This is a genomic window from Bacteroides mediterraneensis (assembly GCF_900128455.1).
Lineage (GTDB): Bacteria > Bacteroidota > Bacteroidia > Bacteroidales > Bacteroidaceae > Phocaeicola > Phocaeicola mediterraneensis.
The window spans coordinates 139,210-159,925 of sequence record NZ_LT635783.1 but is presented as its reverse complement, the minus strand read 5'-3'; the positions used below and the strand labels follow the sequence as shown (position 1 = coordinate 159,925).

Annotated in this window: 18 protein-coding genes; 10 read left to right on the top strand and 8 right to left on the bottom strand. The window is 48.5% G+C overall.

Annotation, left to right across the window (positions count from 1 at the left end; translation table 11 throughout):
* The first annotated feature begins 64 nt into the window (after window positions 1-64).
* The gene (dusB, locus tag BQ7480_RS00610; protein WP_072541294.1) at window positions 65-1,051 is read left to right on the top strand and encodes a tRNA dihydrouridine synthase DusB; all 987 of its coding nucleotides are present in this window, start codon (window positions 65-67) and stop codon (window positions 1,049-1,051) included.
* 21 nt (window positions 1,052-1,072) lie between these two features.
* Here the strand turns inward: dusB and BQ7480_RS00605 are convergent, their stop codons facing one another.
* Genes BQ7480_RS00605 through BQ7480_RS00595 form a run of 3 tightly spaced genes read right to left on the bottom strand, consistent with a single transcriptional unit; the run spans window position 1,073 to window position 3,966 of the window.
* Window positions 1,073-2,050 carry a phosphatase PAP2 family protein gene (locus tag BQ7480_RS00605; RefSeq protein ID WP_072543828.1) on the bottom strand — a complete coding sequence of 326 codons (978 nt, stop codon included), beginning with the start codon at window positions 2,048-2,050 and terminating at the stop codon, window positions 1,073-1,075.
* The gene (locus BQ7480_RS00600) at window positions 2,047-3,057 is read right to left on the bottom strand and encodes an NAD-dependent epimerase/dehydratase family protein (protein WP_072541293.1); all 1,011 of its coding nucleotides are present in this window, start codon (window positions 3,055-3,057) and stop codon (window positions 2,047-2,049) included. Before BQ7480_RS00600 ends, BQ7480_RS00605 begins: the two co-directional genes overlap by 4 nt.
* A 6-nt stretch (window positions 3,058-3,063) precedes the next feature.
* Window positions 3,064-3,966 (bottom strand): cation diffusion facilitator family transporter, encoded by a 903-nt coding sequence (locus BQ7480_RS00595; protein ID WP_072541292.1) that lies wholly within the window; start codon window positions 3,964-3,966, stop codon window positions 3,064-3,066.
* 149 nt (window positions 3,967-4,115) lie between these two features.
* Here BQ7480_RS00595 and rnr point away from each other — a divergent pair, with 149 nt between their 5' ends.
* Complete coding sequence (rnr, locus tag BQ7480_RS00590) at window positions 4,116-6,266, top strand: ribonuclease R (protein ID WP_072541291.1); 2,151 nt, start codon at window positions 4,116-4,118, stop codon at window positions 6,264-6,266.
* 85 nt (window positions 6,267-6,351) lie between these two features.
* Here rnr and BQ7480_RS18290 read toward each other — a convergent pair whose 3' ends face one another.
* The gene (locus tag BQ7480_RS18290) at window positions 6,352-6,483 is read right to left on the bottom strand and encodes a hypothetical protein (protein ID WP_262483140.1); all 132 of its coding nucleotides are present in this window, start codon (window positions 6,481-6,483) and stop codon (window positions 6,352-6,354) included.
* An 88-nt stretch (window positions 6,484-6,571) separates the two neighbouring features.
* Here BQ7480_RS18290 and BQ7480_RS00585 point away from each other — a divergent pair, with 88 nt between their 5' ends.
* Window positions 6,572-7,483: a serine O-acetyltransferase gene (locus BQ7480_RS00585; protein WP_072541290.1), complete on the top strand. Its 912-nt coding sequence runs from the start codon at window positions 6,572-6,574 to the stop codon at window positions 7,481-7,483.
* A gap of 118 nt (window positions 7,484-7,601) precedes the next feature.
* Here the strand turns inward: BQ7480_RS00585 and fucO are convergent, their stop codons facing one another.
* The 3 genes from fucO to BQ7480_RS00570 form a co-directional block, all read right to left on the bottom strand.
* Window positions 7,602-8,756 (bottom strand): lactaldehyde reductase, encoded by a 1,155-nt coding sequence (fucO, locus tag BQ7480_RS00580; protein ID WP_072541289.1) that lies wholly within the window; start codon window positions 8,754-8,756, stop codon window positions 7,602-7,604.
* Window positions 8,757-8,955: 199 nt separating this feature from the next.
* Window positions 8,956-12,423: a family 78 glycoside hydrolase catalytic domain gene (locus tag BQ7480_RS00575; RefSeq protein ID WP_449374835.1), complete on the bottom strand. Its 3,468-nt coding sequence runs from the start codon at window positions 12,421-12,423 to the stop codon at window positions 8,956-8,958.
* Window positions 12,424-12,503: 80 nt separating this feature from the next.
* Window positions 12,504-14,015, bottom strand: coding sequence for a glycoside hydrolase family 30 protein (locus BQ7480_RS00570; RefSeq protein ID WP_072541288.1), 1,512 nt, complete (start codon window positions 14,013-14,015; stop codon window positions 12,504-12,506).
* Window positions 14,016-14,486: 471 nt separating this feature from the next.
* Between BQ7480_RS00570 and BQ7480_RS00565 the strand changes: the two genes are divergently transcribed.
* From BQ7480_RS00565 to BQ7480_RS00545, 5 genes are read left to right on the top strand one after another with little or no spacing between them, the layout of a single operon-like run.
* A complete protein-coding gene (locus BQ7480_RS00565; protein WP_083581720.1) occupies window positions 14,487-14,807 on the top strand; it encodes a DUF3836 domain-containing protein in 321 nt (106 codons plus the stop codon).
* A 27-nt stretch (window positions 14,808-14,834) separates the two neighbouring features.
* Window positions 14,835-15,674 (top strand): CPBP family intramembrane glutamic endopeptidase, encoded by an 840-nt coding sequence (locus BQ7480_RS00560; RefSeq protein WP_072541287.1) that lies wholly within the window; start codon window positions 14,835-14,837, stop codon window positions 15,672-15,674.
* Between the two features lie 24 nt (window positions 15,675-15,698).
* Window positions 15,699-16,349 (top strand): DUF2975 domain-containing protein, encoded by a 651-nt coding sequence (locus BQ7480_RS00555; protein WP_072541286.1) that lies wholly within the window; start codon window positions 15,699-15,701, stop codon window positions 16,347-16,349.
* 15 nt (window positions 16,350-16,364) lie between these two features.
* Window positions 16,365-16,817: a DUF2975 domain-containing protein gene (locus BQ7480_RS00550; RefSeq protein ID WP_072541285.1), complete on the top strand. Its 453-nt coding sequence runs from the start codon at window positions 16,365-16,367 to the stop codon at window positions 16,815-16,817.
* A 14-nt stretch (window positions 16,818-16,831) separates the two neighbouring features.
* Window positions 16,832-17,041, top strand: a complete 210-nt coding sequence (locus BQ7480_RS00545; RefSeq protein WP_022353539.1) for a helix-turn-helix domain-containing protein — start codon at window positions 16,832-16,834, stop codon at window positions 17,039-17,041.
* Between the two features lie 76 nt (window positions 17,042-17,117).
* On the opposite strand, the gene BQ7480_RS00540 is transcribed toward BQ7480_RS00545, so the two are convergent.
* The gene (locus BQ7480_RS00540; protein WP_072541284.1) at window positions 17,118-18,326 is read right to left on the bottom strand and encodes an ROK family transcriptional regulator; all 1,209 of its coding nucleotides are present in this window, start codon (window positions 18,324-18,326) and stop codon (window positions 17,118-17,120) included.
* A gap of 299 nt (window positions 18,327-18,625) precedes the next feature.
* On the opposite strand from BQ7480_RS00540, the gene BQ7480_RS00535 reads away from it, so the two are divergent.
* Window positions 18,626-19,717 (top strand): cyclically-permuted mutarotase family protein, encoded by a 1,092-nt coding sequence (locus BQ7480_RS00535; protein WP_072543826.1) that lies wholly within the window; start codon window positions 18,626-18,628, stop codon window positions 19,715-19,717.
* 73 nt (window positions 19,718-19,790) lie between these two features.
* A complete protein-coding gene (locus BQ7480_RS00530) occupies window positions 19,791-20,708 on the top strand; it encodes a dihydrodipicolinate synthase family protein (protein ID WP_072541283.1) in 918 nt (305 codons plus the stop codon).
* Window positions 20,709-20,716: the final 8 nt, after the last annotated feature.

The following is a 20,716-nucleotide window of genomic DNA, read 5'->3' as shown; positions in this document are numbered from 1 at the left end:
CAAAGGTAGCGTTTTTTCGGGATATAATAAAATTTCACTACCTTTGCGCGACAATATCAAGCCAATGAAAATTAGGAATATAGATTTAGGAGAAAAGCCAGTGTTGCTGGCCCCGATGGAAGATGTCACCGACCCTGCTTTCCGCCTGATGTGCAAGCAGTTCGGTGCCGACATGGTGTACACGGAGTTCGTGTCGAGCGATGCGTTGATCCGTTCGGTGGGAAAAACAATGCTAAAGCTGAACATCAGCGAGAAGGAACGCCCGGTGGCCATCCAGATTTACGGGAAAGATACCGATACGATGGTAGAAGCGGCCCGCATCGTGGAACAGGCACAGCCTGATATTCTGGACTTGAACTTCGGATGTCCGGTGAAACGGGTGGCCGGCAAGGGAGCCGGTTCAGGACTGTTGCAGAACGTGCCCAAGATGCTGGAAATCACCCGTGCCGTGGTCGACGCCGTCAAGATTCCGGTTACGGTAAAAACCCGTCTGGGGTGGGACGCGGAACATAAAATCATCGTGGAACTGGCGGAACAGTTGCAGGATTGCGGCATTGAGGCCCTGACCATCCACGGACGTACCCGTGCCCAGATGTACACCGGCGAGGCGGACTGGACCCTTATCGGAGAAGTCAAGAAGAATCCGAGAATGCACATCCCTATCATCGGCAACGGCGACATCACCACCCCTCAACGTGCCAAAGAATGTTTCGAGCGCTACGGAGTGGATGCCATCATGATTGGACGGGCCAGTTTCGGACGTCCTTGGATTTTCAAGGAAGTAAAGCATTATCTGGAAACCGGAGAAGAACTTCCGCCCCTTTCTTTCAAATGGCGGATGGATGTTTTACGGCAGGAAGTACTCGACAGTGTGAACCTGCTGGATGAACGCAGAGGAATTCTGCACGTGCGCCGTCACTTGGCTGCCTCCCCACTGTTCAAGGGGATTCCCAACTTCAAGGATACCCGCATCGCCATGCTGCGTGCAGAGACTCTCCAGGATTTAAATGCCATTCTGGATCACATTGAAAATACATTCGGTAAGGAATAAGACTCCTTACCGACTTTTTCCTTAATACATAATGCGCTTGAAAACAGGCGAAATGAACCATCGCTTGTACATCAGCGTAGCCAGCTGATACACGAAGAACGCGGTAATCAATCCCACGAGGGAATCAATCAGGTAGTGCGCCTGAATGTAGACCGTGGCACAACACAGCAACACATAGAACGGGAAAAGGATATAGGCCAGCTTCCGGTTCACACGCCAGGCCATAATCATCACAATGGTAGAGATACCCACATGCGAGCTGGGGAAAGCGGCGGTAGGGCGTTCGCCCACTTCCTGAGAGGCCTCCACCAGATTATAGAAGAATCCATGCTCATATCCGGGTCCCGGAAGCAAGAACGTATTGTGGTTGAAATAATCGCCGATAGGCGTAAAGTCACACGCATTCACCTTGTCCATTCCAATGGCCGGGAAATAAAACTGCGGGCCTGCTACCGGCACCAGAATATAGAACAGGTAGTAAATGAAGAAAGAGGTGACCAACACAAAACAGATTTTCTCAAACCACTCAAACCGGGTCAAAAAGTAATACACCACCACAATCAGCATCATGGGATAATAAAAGAAGTAACCCATATTGAACGGCTCACTGAACCATACCGAGGGGCACAGCTTACTGAATTCCACGGAGGGCTGGCAATGGAAAATGGTCTGTTCGGCAGAAGCAAACAGATAGTCCAGGTTCGGGAACAGACGGTTGAACTCAAACGTGTCCGGATACCAGTAAGCCAGCAGTGACATCTGCACCACCATCCGGATAAAAGCGGTCAACCGGCAGGGAAATGCCTGATACAAATGAATCAGTACGAACGTCAGTACTACAATACCCAGACGTTCCAGCAACATGGTCCCAGGATGGTCCATCCGGGGATAGAGCAACAAAATCAAAATAGAGGTCAGGGCATTATAAATCAAGCTGATGCTTTCTACCGCAAACAGTCCCTTCCCACTTTCTACTCGTTCAAATAACTTCAGTTCTATAGCCATCCTTCTTTCTTATACCAGGCAATTATTTCTTTTACACCTCTCTCCAACGGATATTCGGGCACATAGCCCAACTCTTTTTCCAGCGGGGAAATGTCACACCTCCAGTTCCGCTGCTTCATGATGCGATACTTGTCACAGTTCAATGTACTGGTCTTCCGGGCCAGCCGTCCGATATTTTCCGCCACAAACGAGATGGCTTTCAAGAGAAACAACGGACACACCAGACGAACCATCCACGGATTGCCCAGCTCCTTCCGAATCAAATCGGAGAACGTATGGCTACTGTACACTTTTCCGTCGCTCACAAAATAGGCCCGGCCTGTGACGTTTTTTTCAATGGCCAGATAAATGGCCTGCACCAAATCTTTCACAAAAACAAACGTAATGTCCTGCCGCTTGAAGCCTGCCGCAAAATCCACATGCTGCTTTACGGACTTGGCCATCAGGAAATAATCGCGCTCCCGAGGCCCATACACGCCAGTGGGACGAAAAATCACATACGGAAAGCCTGACAAGGACTTCAGATATTCCTCCGTATGAAGCTTGCTCAATCCATACGCCGTATTCGGGCGTGGCGTATCTTCCTCGCTGATGGAAGAGTAATCTTTCTCACGTATCGGTCCAAATATACTTAACGAACTAATGTAAATAAAGTTCACGGGAAGCATGTCCAGTCGCTTCAGCGTCTCAATAAAATGCCGCGTAGCCCAGTAATTTCCAATTTCAAAATCGGCCTTGTCTAGGCATTTGGTCACCCCGGCACAATGAATGATGTAATCCCATTTCCCATACAAGCGTTTCTGCTCCTCCAGCTGTCCGGCCAGACGGTCGGAATCGGTAAAGTCCAGCACCGCAAAATGAATCCGCACATCTTGCAGATATTTCCGGCTACTGGTCTTTCGGACACCGGCCCACACCTGGTAACCTCGTTCCAAGGCTCCTTCCACCAGAAAACTGCCAATAAACCCACTGGCACCTGTCACTAATACTTTCTTCTCCATACTTTTTTACTTCTCAGGTTCTGCATGGATACTGATATACGTATTTGCCCCAAAGGCCTCCCGCAATTTCTTTTCGATGGACGTCACCTTTTCATGCGCCTCATGTAAAGAAATATTTCCATCCATACGCACATGCATGTCCATCGCATAATGGCTTCCTATCCGTCGGGTACGCAGATGATGAGGTTGTGACACCCCCTCTTCCGACAAGACAATCTTGGTAATCTCTTGTTCAATATCGTCTGGAAGCGAGCGTTCCAGCAGTTCATCCACACACGACTTGAGTTGCTTGACAGCCACCTGCACGATAAAGACGCTGACAATCACTGCCGCCAACGGGTCGAGTACCCGCCAGCTGTCGCCCAACAGAATGGCTCCTCCGATACCGATTGCCGTACCGATGGAAGAGAATGCATCGCTGCGGTGATGCCAGGCATTCGCAATGACGGCTGGGCTGTTATAACGTTTGCCCACCACACGGGTATAATGAAACAAGATTTCCTTGGATACAATGGATACAATGGCCGCTGCCAGGGCAATCCAACCGGGAGACTGCAGCGTCTCTCCTCTGAAGAAGAGTACAATCGACTCCACTCCGCTCCAGCAAATGCCCACGCCCACAGCCAGCAGAGCCGCACCAATCAGCAAAGTAGCCAGCGTTTCGTATTTGCCATGCCCATAGTCATGGTCCTTGTCTTCCGGCTTGCTGGAAATACGTACAAAGACGATTACGATTAAATCCGTAATCAAATCCGACAAAGAATGGACCGCATCGGCAATCATAGCCGCACTCTTGCCCCAAAAACCAGCCGCAAACTTACAAGCTACCAGTAGAATATTCACCAAGCTTCCCACCAAGGTCACTTTGTATATTTCATGTTCGCGGACAGATGATTCAACTTCATTCATATCAGACTTTGTAATAAGAACGCGGCAAAGATAATAGTTTTTCAGCATCTTAACAGAAAAATCCGCGTTTATTCCGTGGAATTTGCTTTCTTTGTATAATCGAACATGCCGGTTACTAAGAGAGGAGCCGGCTCTAAACTATAAACAACATGGCTAAAAAGAAAAAAGAAAAAAAAGGCGGAAAACACCTGAAGAAAAAAGAGCTCGTAGAAATGCTGCTCAATTATTTCCGCACAAAGCCGAATGAAGCATTCAGCCTCAAGCAGTTGTTCCAAGCTCTAAAACTCACGACCCATCCGGGAAAAATGCTTTGTATCGATGTCATAGAGGAAATGGTGGAAGACAATTTCCTGATTGAAATCGAAAAAGGGCGCTATAAAATCAATGATAAAGGACAGATTCTAACCGGTACCTTCCAGCGGAAGAGTAACGGAAAGAACTCGTTTATCCCCGACGACGGCGGAGAACCGATTTTCATTGCAGAACGCAACTCGGCACACGCCATGAACAACGACAAGGTGAAAGTGTCCTTGTGTGCCAAATGCAAGAAGCGCCAGCTGGAAGGACAGGTAATCGAGATTCTGGAACATGCCAACGAAACGTTTGTCGGCGTATTGAAAGTTTCCAAGAATTATGCCTTCCTGCTGACAGAAGCCAACACACTGGCCAACGACATCTTTATCCCGAAAGACAAGCTGAAAGGCGGAAAGAACGGCGACAAGGCCGTAGTCCGTATCACCGAATGGCCGGAAGAAGCGAAGAACCCGTTTGGAGAGGTGATTGACATTTTGGGACAGGCTGGCGACAATACGACCGAAATGCATGCCATCCTGGCCGAATACGGATTGCCTTACACTTATCCGCAGGCTGTGGAAGCAGCTGCTGAAAAACTGTCGGCTGAAATCACACCGGAAGACTATGCCGAACGTGAAGACTTCCGCGACGTGGTGACCTTCACCATCGACCCGAAAGATGCCAAGGACTTCGACGATGCCCTGTCTATCCGCAACCTGAAACCGGGATTGTGGGAGGTAGGCGTACACATCGCCGACGTTTCACATTACGTGAAAGAAGGAAGCATCATCGACAAGGAAGCAGTGAAACGCGCCACTTCCGTCTATTTGGTCGACCGCACCATCCCGATGCTGCCGGAACGGTTGTGCAACTTCATCTGCTCTCTGCGACCGGACGAGGAAAAGCTGGCTTACTCTGTCATCTTCGACATGAACGACAAGGCCGAAGTAAAGAACTTCCGTATCCGCCACACCGTCATCAAATCCAACCGCCGCTTCACATACGAAGAGGCACAACAGATTATTGAAACGGGAGAAGGTGACTACAAGGAAGAAATTCTGGAACTGAACCGTCTGGCACAAATCCTGCGGGAGAAACGAATGAGTGCCGGCTCCATCAACTTCGACCGTTGTGAAGTGAAATTCGAGATTGACGAAAACGGAAAACCGCTCAGCGTGTATTTCAAGGTTTCCAAGGAAGCCAACAAGCTGATTGAGGAATTCATGCTGCTGGCCAACCGCACCGTGGCCGAATACGTCGGAAAGGTACCCAAGAACAAGAAGCCGAAAGTATTCCCTTATCGTATCCACGACCTTCCGGACCCCGACAAGCTGGACAACCTGAACCAGTTCATCGCCCGCTTCGGCTACAAAATCCGTACGGGAGGCAGCAAGGTGGAAGTTTCCAAGTCACTCAACCACCTGCTCAATGAAATCAACGGCAAGAAGGAACAGAACCTGATAGAAACGGTGTCCTTGCGCGCCATGCAGAAGGCCCGTTACTCCATCTACAACATCGGACACTACGGACTGGGATTTGATTATTACACCCACTTCACCTCTCCTATCCGCCGTTACCCGGACCTGATGGTACATCGTCTGCTCACCCGCTACCTGGCAGGAGGACGGAGTGCACAGGCCGACAAATACGAAACCTTGTGCGAACACAGTTCGGCAATGGAACAGACAGCCGCCAGTGCGGAACGTGCCTCCGTGAAATACAAACAAGTGGAATTCATGGGCGAACGTATCGGACAAGTCTACGATGGAGTCATTTCCGGAGTCACGGAATGGGGCCTTTACGTGGAAATCAATGAAAACAAATGCGAGGGCATGATTGCCATGCGTGATTTGGGCAACGACTTCTACGAGTTCGACGAAAAGAACTACTGCCTCATCGGACGTCGTCACCACCAGAAATTCAGTCTCGGTGACCCGATTAAGATTAAGGTAGCCCGTGCCAACCTGGCTAAGAAACAACTGGATTTCGTATTGGCTGAAGAATAACGGACACCACATCCGTTCTATCCCATAAAAACTCCCCGTTCTTCTTAAAGATCTCAGTCATGTCTGAGAAGAACGGGGATTCTTATTATTTCACTCTGCGGTTCAACTGGTTATTCGCTTTTTCCGGACGGGATTTCCCCACCCGTTTCCCACTCGCCTTTTTCTTGTTGCTCTGCTTCGCCTTGAAAGCAAAAGGATTTTTCTTGTTCACTACCATACTGCACTGATTTTTCCACAAAAATAGGATTTTATTGGATTCATCACAAAATATCGCTACTTTTGCCCATTATCAAAATGAAATGTCCATGAGTCCAACTGATTACACGCATATACTGACTAAGGCCGTTGACGAACTTTCCGATAACCAATCCTACCGAGGGCTGTTCCATCAGCATCGGGAAGGAGAACCGCTCCCTTCGGGAAAATCGCTGGAGCGGATTGTGGAACTGGCACGCGCCATCCTGTTTCCCGGCTATTTCGGAAACTCAACCATCAACAGCCAGACCATCAACTACCACATCGGAGTCAACATCGAAGAGCTGTTTTCCTTACTGATTGAACAAATACAGGCCGGATTGTGCTTCGGCGTGGAAAACGAAGGACAATGTGACTGTCAGTCTCCCTGCCGGGCCACAGCAACCCAACTGGCGGCGGAGTTCATCAGCCGTCTGCCGGAAATCCGACGCATTCTGGCCACGGACGTAGAGGCTGCCTACTACGGTGACCCTGCCGCCACGTGCTTCGGGGAAATCATCTGTTGCTATCCGGTCATCCGGGCCGTGACCAACTACCGGATTGCCCACGAACTTTACCGGCTTAACGTACCGCTCATCCCGCGTATCATCACCGAAATGGCCCATTCCGAAACCGGCATCGACATCCATCCGGGTGCCCAAATCGGACACCACTTCACCATTGACCACGGCACAGGTGTGGTCATCGGAGCTACCTGCATCATCGGTAACCACGTGAAACTGTATCAGGGAGTCACCCTGGGGGCCAAGAGCTTCCCCTGCGACGAGCAAGGGAATCCTATCAAAGGCATTCCCCGCCACCCGATACTGGAGGACAATGTGATAGTCTATTCCAACGCCACCATCCTGGGACGCATCACCATCGGTGAAGGTGCTACTATCGGCGGTAACATCTGGGTGACGGAAAGCGTACCTGCCGGTGCCCGCATCGTACAGCGGAAGAGCAAGGAAAACAAAGGATAAAGTCCTCGTCCAAGAACCGTTTTTCCCACTTGAGAAATCCACAAGAATAACGTCCGCAGCTTCAGGAAAAAATCTCCGGAAACTGCGGACGTTTAATTTAGCAAGACTGTGAAATATACTAGAAAGCCTTATGGTAAAGTGCTTCAATTTCTTCTACTGAAGTCGGACGCGGATTACCTCCCGTGCAGACATCATTGAACGCATCGATGGCCAGCTGGTGCAAATCACCCTCTTTCACTCCAATCTCATGCAATTTCTGTGGAATGCCGATGCTCAAAGAAAGCCGGCGGACAGCTTCTACCGCTGCCTTTACCCCTTCCGCCTCACTCATGCCAGTGGTATCCACTCCCATGGCTTTGGCAATGTCCAAGTACTTAGGTGCAGCCGGAGATTCCGCGTTGTATTCCATGACATAAGGCAACAATAACGCATTGGCTACTCCATGCGGAGTATCATAGTGTGCACCCAACGGATGAGCCATAGAATGAACGATTCCCAGCCCCACGTTGCTGAATCCCATTCCGGCAATGTACTGTGCCTGCGACATGGCCTCACGGGCCACCGAATCATTACCGTTATCCACTGCAGCCTTCAAATGCTTCGCAATCATCTCAATGGCCTTCAGTTCGAACATGTCCGACATCACCCAAGCTCCCGGAGTGATATAACTTTCAATGGCATGGGTCAAGGCATCCATCCCCGTTGCAGCGGTCAGTCCCTTTGGCATGGAATACATCAGCTCAGGGTCAACGATAGCTACCGACGGAATATCGTTCGGATCTACACACACCATTTTCTTGGTAGCCGCCTCATCGATAATCACGTAGTTAATCGTTACCTCGGCAGCCGTTCCGGCTGTAGTAGGAAGAGCGAAAGTCGGGACTGCCTTATGACGTGTATCGGCTACCCCTTCCAATGAACGTACATCAGCAAATTCCGGATTGTTTACTACGATACCAATACCTTTGGCAGTATCAATGGAAGAGCCTCCACCCAGTGCCACGATAAAATCAGCTCCGGAAGCCTTAAAGGCAGTCACCCCATGCTGCACATTGGCAATGGTCGGATTGGCCTTCACATCACTGTATATTTCGTAAGGAATACCTGCCTTTTCGAACACTTCAATCACCTTATCGGCTACATGAAAACGAATCAGGTCTTTGTCTGTCACAAAAAAAGCTTTCTTAAAACCTCTGCGAGCAGCCTCCGTGGCAATTGCTTCACGACATCCTGCTCCAAAATAAGAGGTTTCGTTCAAAATCATTCTGTACATAGATTTACGGTTTAAAGGGTTAGACTGAAATTTATCCGGAAGCATGGAACCTCAATTAAATTCCAAACTTATACCAGAAATACAAATGTTTAAATCGGCCATAAAGCTACAAAAATTCCCTTGGTAAAGGCAAAGGCTTTCACAGTTTTTTCTTTTCTTTTTCATCTGATACGCCCAATACCCATCTTCTTGATAAAATTCATGGCATAACCTGAACCACCCAATGATAAGTACCCGACAACACTTCCACCCGGAGCATGCCCTCCTGCCACACCACTTCTTTTACACCCTTTTTTCCTGCCTGCAAGACACGACCGTTTTCAGTCACCTTGTCTGTCGAAGCAACCGGCAAATAAAGTGTGGCACTCGTATTGGCCGGCACAGTGAATGAATACCTCACTTCCCCGTCTTTCACTTCCCATGCACTTTCTATCCGACCGTACAAGGAGTCATAATACCCACGGGCAAACGTCATCTGTCCGGTCGGGTCCACCCGCGGTGACAACACAAAATGCTTGAACCCTGGATGATTCTCATCCCGCATAATCCCCAGTGAATAGGCATACATCCAAGCCCCTACGGACCCGAATGAATAATGATTGAACGAGTTCATCCGGTTGTTTTCCCCAAACCCATCCACATGAGTATAAGAATTCAGCCGCTCCCAGATGGTCGTAGCTCCCTGTTCCACGGAATACAGCCACGAAGGATAGGTGGTCTGCTGCAACAACTTGTAGGCCACGTCGTCGTGGCCATTGTCCGAAAGTGCCTTGCTAATCCAGGCCGTCCCGATGAATCCCGTCATCAGAGAATAAGCCGGATAAGTCTTTCCGTCGTCACCCACATTTTCCCGCTGAACCGTTTGGGAAAGACGAGCTGCAAACTCTTCCCGAAGCTCCGGCGGAACAAGACCGAACGCCAGCGGAAGCACGTACGAAATCTGTATGTCTATCGGTTTCCCTTTTTCAGGCCCGTCGGCCCCGGAAGAAATCGTCCGGGCCGTCGCTTTATCCACATACGTACGCAGGAAGAAATCCTTCCGCTTCCGATACAAATCCGCATATCTCCGTGCCTCACTTTCCTTGCCCAATAGCTTGGACACTTTCACCATGATGTCCAAGTCGTACAAGAAATAAGCCTCCCACATCAGTGTCTTGTCGTTCTTGTTGTCCTCCGGCCCCAGCCAGTCGCCCAGATTTCCCCACACCTTCTCCTGCTCCAAGATACCCGTTTCCGGGTTGATGGTCTTTGCCAGTATATAATCAATGTAACGGCCCATCGCCGCATAATGTTCCGCCAGCAAGCTCTTGTCGCCGTACTGCTGGTACACTTCCCAAGGCACCGTGATACCCGCGCTACCCCACAACAGGCCCCCAAAGCCTACCCCCAGCGGAGCCACGTCAGGGAAACGTCCGTCTTCCCGCTGTACATCGCGCATGGCCTGCAAATAACGGCGAAGGAATTGCGGCACATCGGCCAGATAAGTCGCCGTCCGGGAGAAGACCGAGATATCTCCCGCCCAACCCAGGCGTTCGTTCCGCTGCGGACAGTCGGTCGGGATGGAGAAGAAATTGGCATAGGTAGACCACACGATGTTGTGCCACAGCTGATTCACTTTCTCGTTCGAGGTTTCATACTGAGAAGTAAGCCCGTCAATCGAGCTCAGCACCGTACCCTTCACACTTTCCAAAGGCAAGGCCTTGTCAATGCCCGTAATCTCGACATACCGATAGCCATGATAAGTGAACCGCGGCGCAATCGTTTCCTCCCCTCCCTTGGTGATATATTTGTCCTGTGTCATTGCCGCACGGATATTCTCGAGCATAATCATTCCCTCGTTACCGGCATAACGCGGCAAGTCCGGATATTTCACTTCGGCATAACGCAGGTTGATTTCCCGGCCCGCTTCCATTCCGTGGAGCGTGATTTCAGGCACTCCCACCATGTTTTGTCCCATGTCGTACACGAAGATACCCGGCCGTACTTCTTCCACCGACCGCGCCTTCAGTTGCTGAATGGCCCGTACCGTCTGGCCATACTGGGCCTTCAGGTGAAAAGCTGAATAATCGTTCACTTTCGGCACGTTTCCTCCTCCCACCTGACTGACATGATTTTCCAGCGTCACTTCCACTGCCGGCTTCCACGCCGCATCCTCGTAACCCGGGCAAGACCATCCGGCGATTGCCTGTTCCTTCCGGGCATCATAGACTTCTCCCTGAAAGAAACTGCCATACACCACCGGTCCCTGGTTGAAATACTTCCATGTGTCCGGCGAAGTGACCACCGTCTGCTGCTGTCCATCCTCGTACGTCACTACCAGCTGGGCCAGCAACGACTGACGGTCGCCGAAGAAGTTCCAGTTCTCTCCGGCATAAGTGGCACCTCCGCTCCACCAGCCTTCGGCCAGCACCGCACCCAATGCATTCTTCCCGGATTGTACCAGCTGCGTCACGTCGTACACCTGATACAGGTGTGTTTTATTATACTGTGTCACGCCCGGATTGAAATAATCCTTTCCTACCCGCTGCCCGTTGAGATACATCTCATAAATACCGCGGGAGGTGACATACAGCCGTGCTTTCCTGATTTTATTCGCAACGGTCGCAAATTCCGTACGCAACATCGGCATGGAATTGCGGCTCGGGTCTTGCACATACCATTTTCTCCCCCCTTTCAATCGGGACGCATCCAGTGTCACGGAAGTCAGTCGGTTTTCCGGACTCCGGAAATTACGGATATCCGTCTTCACACCCGAGAAGGCCTTTACATCCTCCAAGGCAAAGCCCACCTCACCCACTACGGGAAAGGCAATGAAATCGCCTCCCTGCCCCAAGGGATTCACATTCACTTCCCCCAGCTGAGTTTCTCCTTTTTTCAAAACCGTAAAGCCCAAGTTGGAATACAGAGAAAAAGTATGCGCCTGATACTGGTTCCCGGCATTCAACACGTCATTCGGTATCAAAAAAGATTTCAACGGTACGGAAGGCTTGTCATCGGGCTGATAACCCACACGATAAAGATGTATCCATGCATTTCCGCCACCTTTCAGCGGTGTCAAATCGAACTCCACCTTGATGTAAGAAGCATCCTTTCCATTGGAAAGATGATACAGGTTCTTGTTCGCATCCATCAACCGCTCGTCATTCGCTCCATACACAAAGGCTATCTTACGGGATACGGCCTGCTCCTTCATCTGGAAAGAAAAATCCAAGCGGAACACAGGCAGATAGGGTGAATAAAGTACCATATCCTCGTCGCCACCCCCAATCCAGCGGGCTCCGTGCCAGCCATCCGCCTCATGGTCTGTCAGCAGACTGGTTTCAAACCAGGACATTCCTTCCTGCACCTTTCCCTGATTGTTCCATACCTTTACCTTCCACGTATAACGGGTCGTCGGCTGTAAGGCTTCCCCCTGGTACACCAGATGCTGGGAGGCGTCTCCCGCCACCTTCCCGGAATCCCATACCCTCTTTCCAGCCTCATCCTGCACAATCAGCTGATAAGCCGTCTGATAGATTCCTCTTTCCTGCGGAGCAGCCGTCAGCTGCCAGCCAAACCTTGGAGTAGAAGTGTCTACACCAAGAGGAGTCTCGGCTAATTCTACGGTCATCCCCGCCAAGGAGGGCGATTCTTTCTTATAGGTATTGCTCGACAATATGATTCCCAACAAAATTGCGATAAATAAATGCTTCCCCACCATAGCCTGTTTTATTATCTTATATCCCAGATTTTCAATGCCTTTCTGTATTATTTCATTTCAAATGTATTCATGGAATGAGGAGTCAACACCACTTCCAAATACCGCTTGCCCAACTTTACGGTCAGCTTTTGTGACTCTTCCTTGAAGTTTCCGGCTATCACCACATACTTCTTCGCCGGAGTCCTTACCACTAGCACCGGTTTCTTGTCGTCTCCCTCCGGCTTATAGGCCAGTACTTCCGAACCCGAAGCAATATAATGGGCATAATGCTTCACCGCAAAATATTCAGGCGTATACGTAAACGTACGTGTCTTTGAATCGACCCGAATCAAGGCGTTCTGTTTCCACCCCCAGGTGCTTTCTCCATTATCCGAAAGGATAAAATTCCAAAGGTTATACTCGTTGCATCCGTTCCCCAAATAATGATTGATTAGTTCAAAAGTATGCTCGCCCGACTTCCAGTCAAAGCTTCCCCAGCCACATTCACTCTCGGAACAAATGTAACTCCAGTCGGGATGCTGTTGCCGGATGGCTGCCAAGATTTCTCGTCCTTCCCATTGGAAGCCCATTCCGGAAATACAATCTTGCAATTGCTTATCCGAAAGAATCTTCTCCACATGATCCTGCCGGTTCGTGTTCAGCGTGCCTAAATACAACTTCACCTCCGGATGCGCCTTTTTCAGTGCCGGAGCCAGGTAATCCCGATTAAAGAGGATAGTTCCTTCTGCCGTCCATGCACATCCGGGATAGGGGGTATAGCTGTAAGCCTCATTCTGATACATCACCATATCAATAGGGATGCCTTCTGCCTTGTAGGCATCAATGAACTTACAGAAGTAATTGGCATAAGTCTGCAAATAACGGGGGTCTTGTATCATATAGTCGGTAGTAGCCAGCTGACGGGGGAATTTCCCTTTACGTTCTCCTACCAGTTTCATCTCGTCCGGATCGGTCGTTCCGCCTACATTTCCATAAAGCAGATAGTCCAATTTCGGCGACAGATGATTGGACGGACTGCTCAACACCGGGTAATCTCCATTTATTTTCAGCCAGCTGGGGGGAGACCAGGGAGAAACCCAAAAGGTAAGTGCCGGATTATATTTCTGTGCTGCCCGGATAAAAGGAATAATCGCCTGTTTATCCCGGTCGATGTTGAAGTAGCGTAATTCAAAATCACCTTCCACCTCATCGCAACTGTACCAGGAACGAGCATAGTCGTTGGCACCCAATGAAATCCGTCCCCGCCCGATACGCAAATCACCATCCGGGGCAAATACCTTTTTCAAGATTTCATCCTGCTCTTCACGGGTCAGCGCGCCCAGCGCATCCCAACAAAGCTCATTGAAAGTAACCCCCCAGGTCTTAAACGTGGTTATTTTAGCCTTTTCGTCCACAGACACATCCGGAAGGACATTTACTTCGCTTTTCAAGCGGACAGTGGATTGTTGCCAAGTTGCATTCTCACTGCTATGTATCCAGTTATAAGTTTGAGCGGAAAGCTGTACGGCCCCTAAGGTAAACAGACAGCTTATACAATACATTCTTAATCGAGTTTTCATGGTAAGTACAGATTTTTGTTGAACCTAAAGACAACGTAAAAGTATTAATTTTAAAGCGAACACGGCATTAAAAGGAGAATTTATCAGTATTTTTTATGTTTCCCTATATAGAAACCTACGTTTTCCTACCGCGAAACGTACGTTTCCGCACCGAGAAACGTATGTTTTCCGTAAGGGAAACGTAAAATAAACCACTGCATTTCTCCATCCATACCCTTAGGTTTTCCAGAATTCTGACCCCATCACACACCTGTGTTCCTTAAAGCCTGCAAAGTCCTCTTTTCTCCTTTTCCAGGGCTTTAAGCCTCATTTTTCCCGTAAAAAAGGAAAAATTTATCGTTTTTCGATAAAATATTTCTGTTTTTCTTTTGTAGTTCAAAAATAACACCTACATTTGCATATCGAAAAACGATAAATATTTATCGAAAACAAACGACACACACTATTATTTACACACAAACACGTACAATTATGAAAAAGACATTCACAAAAAAGACACTGGCAGCAGGAATTGCCGCTGCACTGATGACATTGACAGCCACACACGCACACGCAAAAGGAACCTTCATTTACGGACAGAACCACCAAAGCTTGACGGTATCTACCCTGAATGAAGACGGCAAAACACTCACTCCCAAGTGGAAGTACGAATACCGATACGACACACTGGGAACCCTGACCGAGAAAAAGGCTTACCGCTGGGATGCGGACCGAAAAACCTGGAATCCGGCTTATCTGCTGACCTGGGGCACTGAAGGTCCGGCTCTTCAGAAACTTTCAACCAACAAGTAAACAAACTTTTTTAAAACGTACACAATTATGGGACGCACCATTAAATTATTACTGTATTTCTTTGCCTACCAACTGGCTTTCATGGGGGTAGCCATCTGTGGATACATGCTGTATCGCCACACCTTCGAATTGCCGAAGACCCTCGACGCTCTTTATACAAACCTGATCATGCTGGCACAGATACTCTCTACCGCTGCGTTAGGCATCCATCTGCTGGCTGGTAAATATGTGGGAATGGACCGGAAAACTTGGGGATATCACTGCTCCCCAAAACTATTAGTTACATCGGTGATATTCATTTTAGCGATGGGCTTATGGACCAATTACTTCAACGAACTGGCCGACCTGCCCAACAATATGGAGGCTGCCTTTGACATGATGATGCATCATCCCTTAGGTATCGTGGCTATCGTCATCATGGCTCCCCTCGTAGAGGAACTGCTGTTCCGTGGAGCCATTCAGGGATATCTGCTCCGCAAATGGAAACATCCAGCCTGGGCCATCGTACTTTCCTCTCTGATTTTCGGACTGGTACACGGCAACTGGGTACAGGCACCTTTCGCCTTTGTCACCGGACTGGCACTGGGATGGATGTACTACCGCACGGGCAGCCTGCTCCCCGGCATCCTGATGCACTTTGTCAATAACAGTGCGGCTGTGATTGCTTTCTTATCGGCAGACGACCCGAATGCGACCATGGTTTCTACTTATGGAGCCACCGGAGCGGCGCTCATGGCAGCCGGAGGATTTGTCCTCACCATCCTCTGTGTACTGTTCATCCAAAAGAAGCTGGTTCCGCAACCGGCTTCCTGGCATCAGCCTGCCCAGGCAGAAACGATTGAAATAGAAAACCAGAAAATGATTTGACCATCTAACCCCATCCTTCGCATTATGAAAAAGAAACTGAATATATTCTGTGCATGCGTGATTGCCGCTTTTCTGCTGTCTGCTTCCGGAAACATGTACATGGTTGCAAAAATATTATTTATCAACGGAATGGAGATCGGCCTGAAAGCCGCTCAAGGAGAAATCATAGACGTTCCCCAATATAAAACGATGCACGTTCTGCCCACCGACCTGACGAAAACAGCCGGTACGATCACCAACCTAAAAGACGGTAAGCAACTGGCCATCAAACCTATGACAGCACTGATCGAATATCCTTACACCAATATTAGTCTTGGTATCAGTGTATTACAGGGATTCATCGGTTTCATTGTCCTCATTGGACTTATCTCTGTCGTTGTCTATTTCGGCAAGCTGATGATACACATCAACCGAAACATCGTGTTCGACTGGATCAACGTAAAACACCTGCGCCGCATCGGTTGGAACATGTTAGGGATATATGTACTCGGTTATATCAGTATCTGGATTTCGAACCATCAGTTTGCACAGGCCATTGAACTGGCGGGAAGCGAATTCAATACCCTGATGGCTTCTTCCGACTCCACACTGATTTTAGGTTTTATCGCCCTGCTGGCTGCTGAAATCTTTGCCCTCGGCCTGCGACTGAAAGAAGAAAACGATTTGACGATTTAATTAAACACTTGAACAATGAAAACCCAATCCTACAAACGCCTGATGCAATACTGCGACTTTATTTCGGTACTCAGCCTTTTGGCATCCATCGCTTATGGCTTTAGCCAGATAGTGCCTCTCTGTTATGAAATTGGGAAAAACGACAGCGATACTTTTATATGGGAAGCGTTGGTACAAGCCATTGAGTGTTACACCATTTTCTTTATCGGCCTGCTGACCTATTTCATGGCACGCAACGTGAAAAAAGGAAAAGTATTCTGCCGCGTCAACCAACGGATTTTATCGGCCATCGGAATCTCCACCATACTTTCGGGAGTGCTGATGAATGTCATCGTCAATCTCACCCCAATAGACACATTCCATCAGAACAGCATCCTGCTGATTGTGATAGGAGCCGTTTTCGTGCTGGTCTCCTTGTTGTTTGAAATAGGTATCCAGATGCAGGAAGAACAAGATTTAACTATTTAACCCAACTACTAACTATGCCGATTATCGTAAATCTCGATGTGATGATGGCGAAACGGAAAGTTTCGCTGGGAGAGCTTGCCGAACGGATTGACCTGACACCGGCAAATCTCTCCATTCTGAAAACAGGAAAGGCCAAGGCCATACGCTTCTCCACCCTGGAGGCCATCTGCAAGGAACTGGACTGCCAGCCGGGGGACATACTGGAATATCGGGCGGAAGAATAGAAAAAATAAAGGTATACACAAAAAACAAGCCTGTCTGAAATGAATCATTCCAGACAGGCTCACCTATTTCTATAATTTACCATTCAAACAATTTGCTTCTAGACAGCAGACAGGCACCTACCACTCCTGCTTTTGCTTGCAGCTTCGACAAGACCACGGCAGAATCTTTGCTTACCAGATTCAAGGAGTATTTGCGGATGGCCGTCTTGATGGGTTGCAAGATATAATCTTCCGTCAACGCCAGCGTTCCGCCGATGACCACCAGTTCCGGATTGAACAGGTTAATCAGACCTGCGAGATAACGCCCCAGTTTGCGCCCGATTTCTTCCACCAGCTCAATACACAGGATATCTTCTTTATTGGTGGCCTCCACAATCTCTTCCAGCGTAAGTGAGGACTCACCTGAAAGAATTCTTTTGGAAAGAATGGTAGTCTGTCCGTTCTTTACCCGCTCACAAAGAATCCGATGCAGAGCCGAACCGGAAACCTCGGTTTCCAGACATCCTTTTTTTCCGCAACGGCAGATAATTTCATTGTCGAACACATTGAAATGACCGAATTCTCCTGAGAAACCCGAACGACCCGTATAGATTTTTCCGTCAATGATAAAGGCCGAACCAAGTCCCCAGCTGAGATTGATAAACACCACATCTTTTTCTCCTTTGACCACCCCTTTCAGCAGCTCGCCATAGGCCATGGCACGAGTATCGTTGTCGATGCCTACCGGAATGCCAATCTTTTCAGTCAAAATTTCGGCCAGCGGACGTTCCTCGAAGTTAAACATGCTGAAGCTATAACCCTCCTCTGGATTCACACGCCCGGATATGTTCACTCCTACCTGAAGAATTCTGTCCCTGATATTCTTATGTTTCTCTATAAAAGTGCAAATATGCTGAATCAGTAAATCCAGACTTTCCACCGTATTGTCGAGCCGACACTCTATTCCCATCTGAATATCTACCATGTCACCCGTAAAATTCATCAGGCCGATGTTCAGACAAAATGCCTTGATATCCACTCCCACCATATAGGCTGAATCCGGATTCAGACCATACAGATTAGGGGGTCTGCCCTCACTGGTCTCCTGCTTCCCATAATTGATGATGTATCCTTCATCCACCAGCTCCATCACGAACTTGGTGACAGTAGGGATACTGAAATCTATGTCTTTTGCCAAATCGGGAATAGTAGAAGAATGATTGTGCATCAGATAGGTAATTATCCGTTTTTGAGTAAGCATATTTTTTGTGCCATTTCCCAACCCTTCGATTAACTTGTGTACCATAATATCATGACCATAATTTAGTTGAACCCACAATAACCAGCTAAAATAACGGGCTATTCTTTTTTCATATTATTACATTTAACGCTAAGGCTCATAAGACAGCCCTACTTATTAAAATGACCTGCCCGACAAACCGATGGCTAAGATAATAAATTTATTGATACAAAACAACAAAAGCAAAATATTAATTATCTATGGCGGAGACCAAGAAAATTCTTCATTAAATCATGGACAGCTTAAATATTATGCTTATTTTAGCAGAAACAATTCCATCCTTCTTTAACCGAATGAAGATACGTATGAAAAAACAGCTTCTGATTTGGGGAATCCTAGTATTCCAGTATGCAATATCTCTGGCACAATCTGTACCCGAGTATCCGATTACACAAGGTGTATCTGCTCCTTTTGCGGGCTTCATAAAAGACTGGCTGATAGTGGGTGGGGGCTGCAATTTCCCCCACAAGCCTGCTGCCGAAGGAGGAGAGAAAGTGTATTACGACCAGTGCTATGCGTTAAACGTCCAGTCTGAATGCCCACAGTGGATACCACTTCCATCACTGCCTTGCCCGGTGGCCTACGGCTGTGCCATAGAAACCCCGGAGGGCTTGGTCTGCATCGGAGGAGCCAATGCAGATTCCTGCCTGACCTGCGTATTCCGTATTCAGGCTACCGAATCTCCACAAAAGTTCACCATCCAGCCACTTCCTTCACTGCCCGAAACCATAGACAACGCCGCGGCTACCCTTCTTAACGGCTGTATCTACCTTACCGGAGGAAACCAGCAGCACAGACAGAACGCTCTGTACAAACTGGACTTGAACACAGGTCGTGACTGGCAGAAACTGTCTGCCTATCCGGGGCCTCAGCGCGTACAGCCGATTCTGGTCCACGACGCGCACAAGCTTTATTTAATAGGTGGATACCAGGCAGCATCGGACACTTCGGAAAGCATACTTTCACACGACATCGTATGCTATCTCCCCGAAACCGACCGCTGGGAGTACGAGTCGGACATACCCCTGGAAGAGAATGGAGAGAAACGCTGTATGGCGGGAGGAAGCGGCACCCAAACCTCCACACATCTCATCCTTGCCGGAGGAGTCAACTATAGCATTTTTAAAAAGGCCCTGGATGGAAAAGCGGGAAAAGACTATCTCACTCATGAGCCATCCTGGTATCGGTTCAACGATGACCTTCTCTGCTTTGACTTCACACATAAAAAATGGACCCAACATCCCAACATCCCGGGTATGGCACGGGCCGGAGGCATTCTCCTGCTACATCGTCATTTTTTATACATGGTATGCGGAGAAATAAAACCCGGCATACGTACCCCACAAATTACTGTTTATCCACTTAAAAAAGAAAGAGATTTTCAAAATAACCCCTAAAAACCTTGTAATATAAAAATTATATCGCTATTTTTGCCGATATTAAATAAATCAATTTATTAAATATAATATTATGGAAAAAATTATTGGCTTAATTGATGCTCCGTTTACTCCGTTTTATGAAAATGGGGAAGTAAACTATGAACCGATAGCAGCGTATGCTGCCATGCTGGCAAAGAATGGCCTGAAAGGCGTGTTCATCAACGGTTCATCCGGTGAAGGCTACATGCTGACGGAAGAAGAACGTATGAAACTGGCTGAACGCTGGATTGAAGTAGCTCCCGAAGGTTTCAAGGTGATTGTACACGTGGGAAGCTGCTGCGTAAAGGCGAGCAAGATGCTGGCCGAACATGCACAGAAAATCGGCGCATGGGGTATCGGTGCCATGGCTCCTCCTTTCCCGAAAATCGGCCGTATCGAAGAACTGGTGAAATACTGCGAAGAAATCGCAGCCGGAGCGCCGAATCTTCCATTCTATTATTACCACATTCCCGCATTCAACGGTGCCTACCTGCCGATGGTGGAATTGCTGAAAGCGGTAGACGGACGTATTCCGAACTTTGCCGGCATCAAATATACGTACGAAAGCATTTATGAATACAACCAGTGCCGCCTGTACAAGAACGGCAAATTCGACATGCTGCACGGACAAGATGAAACCATCCTTCCTTCACTGGCCATGGGCGGTGCACAGGGCGGTATCGGTGGAACGACCAACTACAATGGTATCAACCTGGTAGGCATCCTCGATGCCTGGAAAGCCGGCGACATTGAAAAGGCTCGCGAATTGCAGAACTTCTCACAGGATGTCATCAACGTAATCTGTCACTACCGCGGCAACATCGTAGCCGGAAAACGGATTATGAAACTGATTGGTCTGGACTTGGGCAAGAACCGTACGCCGTTCCAGAACATGACCGACGAAGAAGAAGCCCGCATGAAGGCGGAACTGGAAGCTATCAATTTCTTTGACCGTTGCAACAAATTCTAATCGTCGGC